We start from the raw sequence: 14,240 nt of genomic DNA on the forward strand, positions 1-14,240 counted from the left end.
CAGGTTCATGGCTTGCCTCCGTTCGGGCCTGCTGCCTGTGCGGCGGCTTTCTCCTGCGCTTCCATTTCCACGTCGTCCAGGTAGCGGTAGGTCTTGACCGTGCCGGAAAGCTCCAGCGCACCGCTGCGGGCAGTGATGCCGGTCTTGGGGTCCTTGGGCTTCAGGTTGATGTCGTGCATGGTCAGGATGACCACGCGCGGCAGCGAGGCCACGCCGCTGACGAACGCACCGAACTGGTGGTAGCTGCCCACCATGCGCAGAGCGATCGGCTTCTCGGCGTAGAACTCCTTCGGCACTTCTTCACCCGGCTGGAACAGCTCGTTGACCAGGCCGCTGGACAACGCGGTCTGCGAGATGTCGATGATCAGGTCCGGCATTTCGGTCTTGCTGGGCAGCTGGCGCAGCATCTGCTGCAGCACCTGCTCCATCTGGGCCAGCTGCTGCTTGAGCGGCTCCAGGTTGACTGCACGCCCCTGCTCCTTCTCGAAGTCCGCGCGCAGGCCGACCTCGGTCTGTTCCAGCGAGGCCAGCTCGTCGCGCTTGCCACTGATCAGCACGAACCAGGAGGCAACAATGATCAGCACGGCCAGCAAGGCACAGAAGACGATCTTCGCCTGCTGCGGCCAGCTGCCGATGTTGTTGAAATCCAGGTCCTTCAGATTGACTTTCTTCTGGCTCATGCGGCCCCCTTCTGCGGCGTGCTCGACGCGGCCGGTTGTGCGGTCGGGGCGGGGACGATGCGGCTGCCCGATGGCGCCGGCGGTGCCGGCGGCGGGCCTGCGGGCGCACTGCCATCAGCCGGTGCAGGTGCCAGCGGCGCTACACCGGGCGCAGCCGGCGGTGCAGCGGCCGGATCGGTACCCGGTGCCACCACGCTGCCATCCGGCGCAATGCCGTCAACGGCTTCGCTCTGCGCCGGCAGGGTCACCTTGACCACGAACATGTACGGCAGGGCCGAGATGTCCGAGACCGGGCCGATCGGCTTGTCCTTGTCCTCGTCAGGCTTCTTGGCTTCGATCACCGACAGTTCCGGCTTGGTCATCCAACCCGAATTCTCCAGGTTGCGCATGTACGCGCTGACCCGGGCATTGGACTGGGTACGACCTTCCAGGGTCAGGATGTCGCCTTCCTGCTTGATGCCGGTCAGCACCAGACCATCCGGAATGGTGCGGACCAGGGCGTCAAACAGGTGCACCATCTGCGAACGCTTGGCCTGCAGCTGCTCGATCACCTTCTTGCGCGCCAGCAGGCGGTCCTTCTGGCGATCCAGGCGGTCGATTTCCTTGTTCTGTTCCTTGACCCGGTCGATCTCGGCCTGCAGGAAGGTATTGCGATCCCCCTGCCCGCTGACCTGGCGGTCGTAATAGAACCAGATCAGCGCGGACAGCACGACGCCCGCGATGGCCGCAAAGCCAAGCATGGTCATGAACTCGCGCTGGCGTTGCTTGCGCCGCTCGGCGCGCCAGGGCAATAGATTGATTCTTGCCATCAGTCAAAGCTCCTCAGCGCCAGACCGGTGGCGATCATCAGCGCCGGGGCGTCCTGGGCCAGGGCGTGTGCCTGTACCTTCGGACCCAGCGTCATCTGTGCCAGCGGATTGGCCACCACGGTGGCCACACCCAGCTGCTCCTCCACCATCTCCGGCAGACCGGCCAGCGCCGCGCAACCGCCGGCCAGCACGATGTGGTCGACCCGGTTGAACTCACTGCCTGCATAGAAGAACTGCAACAGGCGGCTGATCTGCTGGACCGTGGCTTCCTTGAACGGCTCGAGCACTTCCATCTCGTAGCTTTCCGGCAGCCCGCCCTGGCGCTTGGCCAGACCGGCTTCCTCGTAGGTCAGCCCGTAGCGGCGCATGACCTCGTCGGTCAGCTGCTTGCCGCCGAACACCTGCTCACGGCTGTACAGGCTGCGCCCGCCGCGGAGGACGTTCAGGGTGGTCATGGTGGCACCGATGTCCACCAGCGCGACCACGCCATCACTGGCGATCGGCAGTTCGCTGGCGACCAGCGCGAAGGCGTTTTCGACCGCGAAGGCCTCCACGTCCATCACCCTGGCGGTCAGTCCGCCCAGCTCCAGCGCCGATTGGCGCAGCTCCACGTTCTCCGAGCGCGAGGCCGCCAGCAACACCTGGACCATCTCCGGGTTGTTGGGAATGGCGCCCAGCACCTCGAAATCGAGGTTCACTTCCTCGATCGGATACGGGATGTAGTTGACCGCCTCGAGCTCGACCTGGGCTTCCATGTCGTTCTCGTCCAGGTCGGCCGGCATCGGGATGAGCTTGGTGATGACCGCCGAGCCAGCCACGGCCGCGGCAGCATGCCGGGCCTTGGTGCCTGAACGGTTCACCGCGCGGCGGATGGCCTCACCCACGGCCTCCACTTCCACGATGTTCTTCTCCACCACCGCATTGGGCGGAAGTGGTTCCACAGCATAGTGTTCCACACGGAAACGATTGCCGCTGCGGGAAAGCTGCAAGAGCTTTACTGCAGTCGAACTGATATCGACGCCAATAAGCGGCGACTGGCTTTTTGGGATAAGCCCCACGGTTTCTCCCCTGCCGACGGGCACTTGGACGCATAACCTGCGCCCGCGCATTAATAACGTTTTTTTTGCAAATCGCAACCATCAACATGCAAAGCGTGCACTGCGGCACGTTTCACACGTCCCCTGACGGTGATCGAAATGCGCTCCCCGGGAACAACCCCAGCCGTTCCCTTGCGTAATCTATACTCTGCGGCCACGAAATTCGCAATCGGAATCTGACACTGATGACTCGCCTTCGCCGCTGGCTGCGCTGGTTGCTGGTCGCCTTCCTGGTCCTGGCACTGATCGGCGCCGCGGTCGCCGGGGGCCTGTACTACGCCGTTTCCTCCCGTCTCCCGGACGTCCAGACCCTGCGCGACATCGAGATGCAGGAGCCCATGTACGTCTATGCCGCCGACGGCAAGCTGATGGCGGTCTTCGGCGAGTCCCGGCGCACCCCGATCACCATGAAGGAGGTCCCGGAGCGCCTCAAGCAGGCCTTCCTGGCCACCGAGGACGCCCGTTTCTACGAGCATGGGGGGGTCGACTACAAGGGCATCGGGCGCGCGGTCTGGCTGCTGGCCACGACCAACGACAAGCGGGTGCCGGGTGGGTCCACCATCACCCAGCAGGTCGCCCGCCAGTTCTTCCTGAGTTCGGAGTACAGCTACACCCGCAAGCTGGCCGAAATCCTGCTGGCGCGCAAAATCGAGCAGGAACTGAGCAAGGACGAGATCTTCGAGCTGTACCTGAACAAGAGCTTCTTCGGCAATCGCGCCTACGGCGTGGCCGCTGCGGCCGAGTTCTACTACGGCAAGAAGCTGGGCGAGCTGGACCTGGACGAAATGGCCTCGCTGGCCGGCATCCCCAAGTTCCCGTCCAGCGGCAACCCGATCAGCAACCCGGAACGGGCGCGCGAACGCCGCGACTACTACGTGCTGCAGCGCATGGCCAGCCTGGGCTTCATCACCCAGGCCGAGGCCGATGCGGCCAAGGCCGTGCCCATGCACGCCAGCGCGCATGAGCCGCCGGTCCAGGTGGAGGCCCCCTACGTGGCCGAACTGGTCCGCCAGGAGATGATCGCCCGCTTCGGCGGCGACGTCCTCAACAAGGGCTACCACGTCACCACCACCATCAACGGCGACCTGCAGACGGCAGCCAACCTGGCCGTGCGCGATGGCCTGCTGGCCTACGACCACCGCCATGGCTGGCACGGGGTGGAGCAGCAGGTGGCGCTGGGCGCGGGCGATGACAGCGCCGCCCTCGCCGCCCATCTGCGTGGCATTACCGCGCAGACCGGGCTGCTGCCGGCGATTGTCGCCGGCACGGCGGCCGACGGCAGCGCCACCGTGGTGCTGGCCAACCGCAGCGAGATCGTGCTGCCGGCGTCGGCGGCCAAGTGGACCAACAAGACCCCGGCCAAGCTGGTGCAGCGCGGCGATATCGTGCGCGTGCGCGCCGGGGACAAGGAAGGCCAGTGGCTGCTGGACCAGATCCCGCGCGGGCAGTCGGCGCTGGTCTCGCTGGACGCCGAAAGCGGTGCACTGAAGGCGCTGGTGGGTGGCTTCAGCTTCTCGGGCAACAAGTTCAACCGTGCCACCCAGGCGCGCCGCCAGCCGGGCTCAAGCTTCAAGCCCTTCATCTACGCGGCGGCGTTCGACAAGGGCTTCAACCCGGCCTCGATCGTGCTGGATGCCCCGGTGGTGTTCCGTGACCGCCGCGGCAAGACCTGGCAGCCGCAGAACGACGGTGGCGGGTTCCGCGGTCCGATGCGCCTGCGCGAGGCGCTGGTGCAGTCGCGCAACCTGGTCTCGGTGCGCCTGCTCGACGGCATGGGCGTGGACTACGCGCGCAAGTACATCAGCGAATTTGGCTTCGCCGAGGCGGAACTGCCGCCGAACCTGTCGATGTCGCTCGGCACCGCGTCGCTGACGCCGCTGTCGGTCGCGCGCGGCTACGCCGTGTTCGCCAATGGCGGGTCGCGCGTGGACACCTGGCTGATCGACCAGGTCACCGACCGCGATGGCAACCTGGTGTTCAAGGAGAACCCGGCGCTGGCCTGCCGCGATTGTGCCGGTACCAGTGGCGGCGCTCCGGTGAGCCAGGTGGTCGACGGGTTCAACTTCGGCGCGGCCGCCGCGCCGGCCGCCACGGCCGCCACGGGTCCGGCCAAGCCGGAGCAGGCGCCGGAACCGGCGCGTCCGGTCAATCCGGATGCCCGCGTGGCACCGCGTGCGATCGATGCGCGCACCGCCTACCAGCTGGTCTCCATGATGCGCGACGTGGTCCAGCGCGGCACCGGCACCGCAGCCAAGGTGCTCGGCCGCGAGGACGTGGGCGGCAAGACCGGCTCCACCAACGACCACCGCGACGCCTGGTTCTCGGGCTTTGGCGGGACCTACGCCACCACGGTGTGGGTGGGCCGCGACGACTTCCGCTCGCTCGGCTACCGCGAATACGGCGGTCGCGCCGCATTGCCGATCTGGATCGACTACATGCGCGTGGCGTTGAAGGACACCCCGGTGGCGCAGAACGAACCGCCGTCGGGGATGGTCCAGGCCACCCTCAACGGCGCCACCGAATGGGTCAAGGTCGAGGATATGGAGAAGCTGGCGGAGTACGATTTCAACACGCAGACCCCGCAGGCTGACGACGCGGCGTTCGATATTTTCTGAACGCAGGCACCCGTCGCGTAGGGACACGCCATGCGTGTCCTGGCCGTCACATGATCGGTGTACATTCGGTGGCAGGTCTGATGGGGAGAAATGCGCATGCATCGGGCACGACAGCACGCTGAGAGCCAGACCCGCGAACGCCGCCACCGTCTGGCGCACGAAGCCGCCCGGCTGATGGCCGAAGGCGGCATCCGCGACTACCACCAGGCCAAGCTGAAGGCCGCCGGGCGGCTGGGCATCCACGACGATGCCTCGCTGCCGCGCAACAGCGAAATCGAAGACGCCCTGCGTGAGTACCAGCGCCTGTTTGCCGGCGCCGGCCACGGCACGCAGCTGCGCCAGCGCCGCGAAGCGGCCCTGCGCGCGATGGAGTTCCTGCATGGCTTCGCGCCACGGCTGTGTGGACCGGTACTGGACGGCACCGCCGATGCGAACAGCCCCGTCCAGCTGCAGGTGCACAGTGACGACGCCGATGCGGTACAGCGCTTCCTGGAAGACCACCGCATTCCGGCCGAGTCGCGCTCGCGCCGCCTGCGCCTGGACCGCGAGCGCAGCCTGGACGTGCCGGTCTGGGTGTTCAGCGCCGAAGACCTGACCTTCGACATCGCCGTACTGCCGTATGACGCATTGCGCCAGCCTCCCTTGTCGGCCATCGACGAACGCCCGATGCGCCGTGCCTCGCAGACCCAGCTGCGTGAGCTGCTCAGCGAGGACGAGATCGCCGGTTACCTTGGCGACGCGTGATCGCCGACCGGGCCGAGGCGCGTAAACGAAAGCGCCCCGTGCGGCGGACCGCACGGGGCGTCGATTGATCCGGGGCGGCCAGCCGACGCCGCCCCTGCAGGACTTACCAGCCCACGCCGAAGCCCACCCCCATCGTGCGTTCGCCGCTGTTGGTGAACGCGCCGTTGAGGCTGAAGGTGGCTGAGCCGCGCTCATTGAGCACGCGCTGGTAGCCCACCGCCAGCGCCGACTCGCCGTCGGCATGGCCCACACCCGCGCCGAGGCGGTTGTAGGTCTGCAGGCCGGCGGTGTTCATCGCCATCGCCGCCTGCGCACTGCCCATCGCGGCCATCCGGTTCAGGCGCTTGTCCATGCGGTCCAGCTTGCGGTCCACGCTGGCCATTGCCTGGTCGGTATACGCGTTGGCCTGGTTGACCGCTTCGTCTACCGCACGCGAGTCCACCGCCGGCAGCGGGTCATCGGCTTGCGGGGCCGGCGTGGGCGCATCAGCGGAGGCCACGGTTGGCGCCCCCTTGACCGGGCCTGCGGGCGCCTGTGCAGCGGTGGGCGCCTCCGCGTTGGTGGCTGCCTGCGCACCGGCCGGTGCATCGCCTGCCGCCGGACTGTCCACCGCCGCGTGCCGGCTGCCGGCCGTCGCGGGGCCCTCGATCTGCGACTGCAAGCCGTCGATGCGACCGTTGATCTGCTCCTGCACCGCGTGCAGCTGCCCACCGTTGACCGCATCGCGGCTGCCCGCCGCGATCAAGCCGTTGGCCACGTTGCCCAAGTGTGCTCCGCCGAAATCGACCGTGCTTCGGTCAGCGTCGAAACGCACGGCGGTGGCGTCGGTCGCTGCACGCGCCCGGTCCAGTGCGTGCAGGCGTTCGCCCACCGCGTCGAGCCCGTTCTGGGTGCTGTTCACTTCCACATCGAGCGCGCTCAGCGCCGCGCCGACGCTGCCGTGTGCCACGCCCTGCACGCTGTAGGACGGTGCGATCACGCTGCCGTCGGCCGCAAAGCCCGCGCCACCGCCGAGGGCGTTGACCACGCCGGAGAGCTGATCGACGGTGGTGAGATCGTGCCCCTGGATGCCGTTGGCTGCATTGGTGATGCGACGCTTGAGATCCGAGTGTCCGATCGAGACCTCATTGGCGCCGTAGGCAATCGAATCGTGTCCGAGTGCGACACTGTTTGCAGCCCCCGGTTGCACCTGACTGCCTCCGCCCAGGGCAACGCCATTGCGAATGTGCACCTGGGCGCGCGCACCCAATGCGAACCCATCTTCAGCGCCTTCGTTTACCAATGCGGCACGGCCCAACGAAACAGAGTTCTTGCCCAATGCCCTGGCATAGCTACCGATTGCAGTAGCCCCCTCTTCCATTGCCATGGTATCGCTGCCCATCGCAATGGCCAGGAGACCGGCCTGTGCGCCTTCACTGTATTCGTCGTGCCCCACAACGGCGTACTTGCTGACGTCTTCCAGCACCGAGACCCGCTCATTGGTCACGAACAACTGGCCACCTGTGACGGCCTCGCGGCTGCCGTCACTGAGGTCACCCTCGGCAAGCGCGACCAGACGCCCACCGTCGAGACTCACACTACCCTCCTCGTCGAAGCGCACGACACCGCTGAGATCCGGATCGAAGTCGGCGAAGTCGCTGCGCAGGCTGTCAATATCCTCCCGGTTGAGCGCGATCTGCACGTTGCTGGCGAACAGCTGGCGGCCGCTGACGGCCTCGTTGCTGGTCGCAGCCAGCACGCCCTCGGCGACGCCGCGGATGCGACGATTCTGGTTGTTCTGGTTGCGAACATCCAGCACCGCGCCCGCGTTGCCGGCGCCCAGACGTACATCGCCATTGGCCGCCAGCTGGCTGATCAGGCCCCCCAGCACAATGGCCTTGGACTGCGCGTCGTTGGCGGTGGTCTGTGCGAGGTTGGCCACCGTGTGCGCCGTATTGGCCAACGTGGTGGCAGCGCTGACCTTCAGGTTGGTGGTGTTGAGCTGGCGGCCACTCACCGCGTCGGTGCTGCTGGTGCTCAGTACCGCATCGGCCACGCCGGTGACCCGACGGTTGGCATTGGATTGATTGCGCATGTCCACGACACCACCGGTGTTGCTGGCACCCACCCGCACATCGCCGTTGCCAGCGCTCTGGCTGAGCAGCCCGCCCAGCACGTTGGCCTTGGCCAGCGCATCGTTGGCAGTGGTGCGCGCCGTAGTGGCGGTGGTGGTGGCGGTGGTGACGTTCTGGTTGGTCGCGTGCAGCTGCTTGCCCGTGACCACTTCCGCGCTGGTGGTGCTCAGCGTCGCGTCGGCCACATTGACGATCTTCCGCTTGAGGGTGGCACTACCCACGGAGACCTGATTGGCTGCGGTCGCCACCGATCCTGCACCAAGCGCCACACTGTTGCCTGCCTGTGCCCCCACCTGGGCCCGGTCACCCAGGGCGACGCCGCCGCCAGCGCCGGTATCGACCCCACTGCGGTTACCCAGTGCCACGGAGGCGCTGCCGGCGGCAGTCGCCAGCGTCCCCAGGCCAACCGCGTTGGAACCCGCTGAGCTGGCCTGGTAACCGAGTGCGTTGCTGTGGGTTCCCTCGGCCTTGGCGGCGAAACCGACGGCCACCGCATTGCTGCCTGCGGCCGTCGCGCTCTGGCCGATGGCCGTCTTCGCACTGGCCAAGGCGGTCAATGCGCGATCGGCATGGGTGCGGGCCGTGTTGGCCGCGTTGGTCGCCGTGCTGACGCTCTGGTTGGTGGCGTGCAGCTGCCTGCCGGTGACCGCCTCGCTGCTGCTGGTGCTCAGCGCGGCATCCGCGACGTTGACGATCCTGCGCTTTGTGCTGGCGTTGCCGACGGAGATCTGTCGATCGCCCGTGGTGACCGAGTCGCGCCCCAACGCCACCGAGCTTTTGTGGGTCGCCTGGGAGGCATAGCCGAGCGCGACGCTGTCATGGCCGGCCAGGGACTCTCCGCCCAGCGCAACGGCGCCGGTCCAGCCGTAGCTGCCTGCCCGTGCGTTGCCGCCAATGGCGATGCCGTTGATCCCGCCACCGGTGCTGACCTGCGCGCCGCTGCCCAAGGCCAGTGCGTTGCCACCATCGGCAATGGTGTCATTGCCCAGCGCGGTAGCGCCGTGCCCCCCAGCGCCTGCGCCGCATGGCCGACTGCCGTTGCGGAGGTAGCCTGCACCCTCACGCCGTCGCCCACGCCCACCGAGCGCGAACCGCTGACGCTGGCATGGTTGCCATACAGCACGCTGCGGCTGCCGGAGATGCTGGCACGGGAGCCCAGCACCATCAGGCGATCGCCACTGGCGGTCGCATTGCGGTAGTCGAGGTCGGTGACGATGGCGGACTGATACACCGTGTTCTGGGCAATGATGGCACCGGCGCGTGCGCCAGACACCGGGGCCAGCGGGTGCCACGGCAGCGCCACGGGCGGCAAGGACGAGTGGAATTCATCGTCGGGCACAGTGTCGTCTGCAGCCACGGCATACGGCAACGCGCAGACCAGTGCGCAGGCCAGCGCAAGCCGCCGCGGTGCCTTGCCGCGCCGCGCGCCCAGTTCGCTGGCGACAACCCAACCTTGCCTGGCAGCGCTCCAGATCAGACGGAAAATGCGATTCATCGCGATGTGCTCCTGTGATGGAAGAAGGAAGGGATCAGGGTGTGAGGGTGTGGCGGTGATCGCGGTAGCCGGCGCGACTGAGCCGGTAGTCGATGTCCACGCGCCCGCCGGACTGCGGCACGAACGGCAGCGTCATGGCGGCGCCGGGATAGAGGCTGCGCTTCACCTCGTGCGTGATGCAGGCACCGTCCGCGTCGCAGTCCTGGACCTGGTTGATGCCCAGCCGCAGGCTGCCGCGGTTGACCAGGCGGTCGCCCTCCAGCTGCATCTCCACACGCCCATCGGCAGGCAGCACGTTGACCAGCACGCCCCAGACCAGGCTGACGCCCAGCGTCGCGTTGGCCCCCTGTACGGTCACCCCCGGGTCGCTGTCGTCGGGACCGCGCACGCCTTCGAAGTACACGCGGAACGCCGTTTCCTCCTCCACCGCGCGCAGCGGAATGATCCGCACCAGACGGTTGCCGCCCCCGGCCAGGCCGAACTTGCCCGGGGTTACCGCCATCACCGTGGCCGCGCCGACGGCTTCGTCGACCTCCTGTTCGTGGTCGGTGGCCGGGTCCAGGATGCGTTTCACCGTGGCCTGCACGTACTGCGGCTGCGGGGACTGCGAGTGCACGCGTACCGTGGCGGTCCTGCCGGCTTCTGCATGCACGCGCATCGGGTGGACGTTGAGGTTGGCCAGCGCGGGGGCAGCGGGCAACAGGGCGAGCAGAAGCCCGCCGGCAAGGCAGATCTTGATCATCGGACAGGGTTCCAGTCGGGGGGTCACAGGCGGGTGGTGGGCAGGCGCATCTCGAGGGTGAGCCGGCCCTCGTAGTAGCCCTCGCGCTTGTCGGCGGCGGGCACCCGGGGCGTGTCGAGGGTCAACGGGGTGGGCACGCAGTACACCCACTGGTTCATGTCGGGCAGCATCACCAGGCGCAGTTCGGCGGTGTCGATCCCGCGCAGGAGGACTTCCTCGTTGTTGCGCAGGGCGATGCGCTGGCCGTTGTGGGCGAGGGTGAGCTGGTAGTCCACGCGGTCGTGCAGCTCACGGCCGCCATCGCGATGCCAGACCGAGTACTGCGTCTCCGGGCGGCCGGGAGCGGCCGGGCCCATGTCGCGTGCGGTGATGCCCAGGAACTCGCTCTGTGAGCCCATGCCGTCATACAGGCACATGTCCAGCACGGTGCTGCCGCCGATCGTGGCCGGGTACGGCACCGGGCGATAGTCGAGCTGGAGGCCGACCACCGGCGCCGCCATGCCGAACTCGGGCAGGTAGATCATTACCCGGTCGCGGTCGGTGATGGTCAGGTCGAACTTGAAGACATGGGTGGCGATGACCGGGCCATCCGGGTCGATGCGCAGATGCAGGTGCAGTTCTGCCAGCCAGCGGCCTGCCACCAGCTTATGGAGATCCTCTTGCTGCACGCCAAGCGCTGCTGCAGTACCGCTTGGTGGCACCAGGCAATCGACATTGAACGATGTCCAAAGTGGGTACTCGCGCGGGTCCCAGAAGTCGGCGCTGCAGTAGCGCTGCCATTCGGCACGCTCCAGCCAGCCAGTAACGTTGACCTCTGTGTGCTGACCGCTTCGTTGTTCACGGAACTGAAGAGCAATCGTGCTTCTGGACGGAGGTCCTCCCGTATCCCGCGTAGGGCATCGTCCCAACGAAGGATCCGACCCGCAGGTCAGATGGAGCTTTCCGTAGTTCAGACTCGTTTCGCCGTACCCCAGCATCGTGCGCCGCGCCCACAGCTCCAGCGCTTCCGGCGCGGAACGGTCGAAGCTGCGCGTCACCTCGGTGGTAATCACCCCCGTGGCCGGGGTGGTGAGCGGCGGGCGCTGCGCGTGTGCCACCGCGCTGGACAACACACTCCACACCAGCACCGTCGCCAGCACCCACGTCTTCATCGCACCTCTCCCATTGCATTGCCATCGTTCCGGCTCGCCACCGGGGTGTGTTCGTTCAACAGCCGCTGCACCCGGGCCTGGCTGCGGATCGGCCCCGGCAACCGGTCCAGCGCCAGCGGTTCGCACTGCACCTCACCGACCAGCAGCATCACGCTGCGGCGGTCGCGCACGGTCAGCGGGCACTGCAGCAGGCGTTCGGCCTGCAGCAGGTACAGCACCCGTTCGCGCTGCGGGAATTCGGCGATGAAGCCGCCGTCGCTGCCCAGCGAGGGCACCGGTGCATTGAGAATGCGGGCACCCTCCAACGGTGCGCCGGCGATATCACGCGCGTTGCCGATGAAGGTGTAGGTCACCTCCAGTTCGATCGGCAGGGCGATCACCTTGCCCGGCGGCAGGAACGCATGCTGCGCCGCGCCCAGCCGCGCCACGCGCACGGCTGCGTCACTGTCATGCGCGCTGATGTCCTGCACTTCGACACGATGGCGCTGGTAGCCGCCGAGCGGCAGCAGGCGGCGCTCGCCGAAGCGCAGGGTGCGCCTGCGCTGGCTGCCGGCGCGGACGTCGGCGGCAGCGCCGCGCAGGTCCAGGTCCTGCGCATCGCCCACGCTGATCGCCACCCCGGCATCGGCACCGTGCGCGCCACCCCAGTAAAGACCGCGCGCGGACAGCGCCACGCCGGAGGTGTGGCTGATGCTGTAGGACATCTCGCCGTCACCGGGCTGCCGGTAGTAGGACACCGCGGCGCTGGTCTGCCCCATCGCGTTGTCGACGCGCGCGGTGAGCAAGGCGTTGTAGCGGTCTTCATTGCGTCCGCTCAGTTCACCGCCCAGCTCGCGGTTGTCGCCGTCGTGCTCCTGCCGCAGCGACTGCGACAGGCTCAGGCGGTTGTCCGCCGCGCCGTGCTGCGGGCGCCGCATGTCCAGCCCGATGCGCTGCTGCAGGCTGCCACTCTCGGCCCGCCGCAGCCGCGACACGGCCAGGTTGAGGTAGATGCCGCGGTCGCGGCTTGCCCCCGCGCCGTTGCCGGTGTCGTTGTCCTGCTGCCACACGCCCAGCCGGCTGCCCAGAATCAGGCCACGCCATGGGTGGGTCCGGCTGTAGCCTGCCTGCACGCTGCGCGCGGTCTGCGCCGGCCGCAGCGTCGGCACCGACGGCGGCAGCAGGCCGGGCGGCAGGCCGCTCCAGGCATCGTCAGCGCCGTCGGGAGGCGCCCACTCCGGGGTGTAGCTGCGCCGCCGGGTGTGGCCCAGATACAGGCTGCCGCCGAGCAACGGCAGCGACACGGACGCGCTGAGCGAATCGGTGCAGCCGAAGCGGTCCGCCCGCACCGGCGTGGTGGCACGACACGCGCCGCCGCGCAGGCGCTGGCGGTAGAGGTTCCACGAGGCGTAGTGACGGTAACTCAGCTGCTGCTGGGTGCCGTGGCTGCCATCGCCGCCACTGAGCGCGCTGACCGTGGCCTGCAGGTCATGATCGCGCAGCCGCTGCCGGCCTTCCAGCCGCACTTCGCCGTAACCGGTGTCGGCCAGCCGGGCCACGCCGAGGGTCATGCCGTAGTCGCGCGCGAACGGGATGCGCAGCCCGGCCTGCACGGCGGTATGGGAGGCGGCCGGGTCGCCGTCGCGTGCACTGTGCGCGCGCCGCCGCCCGCCCTGCACGAACCACTGCATGCTGCGGTCGGACCAGTCGCCGCCGCGGCTGAACGGTGCTTCTTCGCTGCGCACGAAGCGGCCATCTTCGTAGATGCGCAGGGTGATGGTGTAGGTGCCGCCGGGAAAACGGCGGGTGTCCAGGTCGTTGATGCCGGCCTGGAGGTAGAAGGTCTGCAGCAGGCGGTCGCCATCGAAGGCGTCGACGCGTGCGTCTCGACCGAGCAGCACCGTGAGCGGCGTGGAGGCGATGCTGGCGTCGGCGTCGACATAGGCCTGGGTGGTGCCCACGCGCAGGCCTTCGAAGCGGTCCAGCGGCAGCATGCCGAAGCTGAAGGTGCCGCCCTGCTGGCTGGACAGGTTGCGCCGGTCCATGCGCCCCAGCTGCAGGTAGTGACGCTGGGCCAGGTCGTGACGGTAGTAGAGGTCATCCAGATGGAAGCGGTCGTGTGCGAGGTGGCCGCTGCGTTCCTGGCGGCTGAAGTTCCAGCTGCCCGCGACGTGGCCACTGCGCAGCACGCCGAGCGCGCCGTTGCCCTGCACATTCAGGGCACGGTAGCCATCGCCGCCACTCACATTGAGGGTCTGCTGGTGCAGCAACGCGTTCTGCGCGTTCTGGCTGACCTGGTGGAACGGGGAGCGCACCGCGGCGTCCTGCGGCACCCATTGGCGTGCAGGAAACAACATCAGCACGCCTTCGCTCTCGTCGAAGATGGCGCGCAGCTGGTTCGGATCGTCATGGGCGTCGATCCAGCCGCAGCCCGGCTGGGGCTGCCCGTACGGACATGCAAGATGGCTGTTGCGCGGCAGCGGGGACGACAGTGCCGCACGCAGCGCCTGCTGCGCGTCGGCAGAGAGCTGCAGGGCATCCATCACCTGCACGGGCTGGTCCAGCTGGACCGAGTCGAGGGTGACCCAGGCCGACCAGAGCCCCGCCGAGCGGCCGAACAGGCGGACCTCCACGCGCTCGGACTGGCCGCTGGCGAGGTCTTCGAAACCAGCAGGCGCCGGGCGCGCCGCGACGGCCGGTATGGCCAACGTCAGGGCAAGCGCCATCGCCAGCCGGGTGAGGGCAGGTGCAGATGGGGACATCACAGGGGGCATTACCGATGGCCGGCCGGCCCGCGAACGGGCCGGCACGGGG

The 14,240-nt window shown here is 68.0% G+C and carries 9 protein-coding genes and 1 pseudogene; 2 read left to right on the forward strand and 8 right to left on the reverse strand.

Translation table 11 applies throughout. The annotated features are described in order from the left end of the window. Positions 1 to 5: 5 nt before the first annotated feature. The 3 genes from AC3ITN_RS15500 to AC3ITN_RS15510 are packed head-to-tail and all read right to left on the reverse strand — an operon-like array spanning position 6 to position 2,547. Complete coding sequence (locus AC3ITN_RS15500) at positions 6 to 680, reverse strand: type IV pilus inner membrane component PilO (RefSeq protein ID WP_489391089.1); 675 nt, start codon at positions 678 to 680, stop codon at positions 6 to 8. Then, positions 677 to 1,489 (reverse strand): PilN domain-containing protein, encoded by an 813-nt coding sequence (locus tag AC3ITN_RS15505; protein WP_313345903.1) that lies wholly within the window; start codon positions 1,487 to 1,489, stop codon positions 677 to 679. Before AC3ITN_RS15505 ends, AC3ITN_RS15500 begins: the two co-directional genes overlap by 4 nt. Beyond that, positions 1,489 to 2,547 (reverse strand): pilus assembly protein PilM, encoded by a 1,059-nt coding sequence (locus AC3ITN_RS15510; RefSeq protein WP_038686523.1) that lies wholly within the window; start codon positions 2,545 to 2,547, stop codon positions 1,489 to 1,491. Before AC3ITN_RS15510 ends, AC3ITN_RS15505 begins: the two co-directional genes overlap by 1 nt. Positions 2,548 to 2,771: 224 nt before the next feature. Here AC3ITN_RS15510 and AC3ITN_RS15515 point away from each other — a divergent pair, with 224 nt between their 5' ends. Further along, positions 2,772 to 5,201: a penicillin-binding protein 1A gene (locus AC3ITN_RS15515; RefSeq protein ID WP_313345900.1), complete on the forward strand. Its 2,430-nt coding sequence runs from the start codon at positions 2,772 to 2,774 to the stop codon at positions 5,199 to 5,201. 96 nt (positions 5,202 to 5,297) lie between these two features. Next, positions 5,298 to 5,945 carry a hypothetical protein gene (locus AC3ITN_RS15520; protein ID WP_489391090.1) on the forward strand — a complete coding sequence of 216 codons (648 nt, stop codon included), beginning with the start codon at positions 5,298 to 5,300 and terminating at the stop codon, positions 5,943 to 5,945. A 103-nt stretch (positions 5,946 to 6,048) separates the two neighbouring features. On the opposite strand, the gene AC3ITN_RS15525 is transcribed toward AC3ITN_RS15520, so the two are convergent. From AC3ITN_RS15525 to AC3ITN_RS15545, 5 genes and pseudogenes are all read right to left on the reverse strand, one after another. After that, positions 6,049 to 9,351 carry a YadA-like family protein gene (locus AC3ITN_RS15525; protein ID WP_489391091.1) on the reverse strand — a complete coding sequence of 1,101 codons (3,303 nt, stop codon included), beginning with the start codon at positions 9,349 to 9,351 and terminating at the stop codon, positions 6,049 to 6,051. Positions 9,352 to 9,449: 98 nt separating this feature from the next. After that, positions 9,450 to 9,554 (reverse strand): annotated as a pseudogene (locus AC3ITN_RS15530) (ESPR domain-containing protein); the annotation flags it as partial. A 34-nt stretch (positions 9,555 to 9,588) separates the two neighbouring features. Then, positions 9,589 to 10,296, reverse strand: coding sequence for a pilus assembly protein (locus AC3ITN_RS15535; protein WP_489391092.1), 708 nt, complete (start codon positions 10,294 to 10,296; stop codon positions 9,589 to 9,591). 23 nt (positions 10,297 to 10,319) lie between these two features. Further along, positions 10,320 to 11,447 carry a CblD like pilus biogenesis initiator family protein gene (locus AC3ITN_RS15540; protein ID WP_489391093.1) on the reverse strand — a complete coding sequence of 376 codons (1,128 nt, stop codon included), beginning with the start codon at positions 11,445 to 11,447 and terminating at the stop codon, positions 10,320 to 10,322. After that, the gene (locus AC3ITN_RS15545) at positions 11,444 to 14,188 is read right to left on the reverse strand and encodes a TcfC E-set like domain-containing protein (protein WP_489391094.1); all 2,745 of its coding nucleotides are present in this window, start codon (positions 14,186 to 14,188) and stop codon (positions 11,444 to 11,446) included. Before AC3ITN_RS15545 ends, AC3ITN_RS15540 begins: the two co-directional genes overlap by 4 nt. Positions 14,189 to 14,240 lie beyond the last annotated feature (52 nt).

It is taken from the genome of Stenotrophomonas sp. KH_036_B (assembly GCF_057839485.1).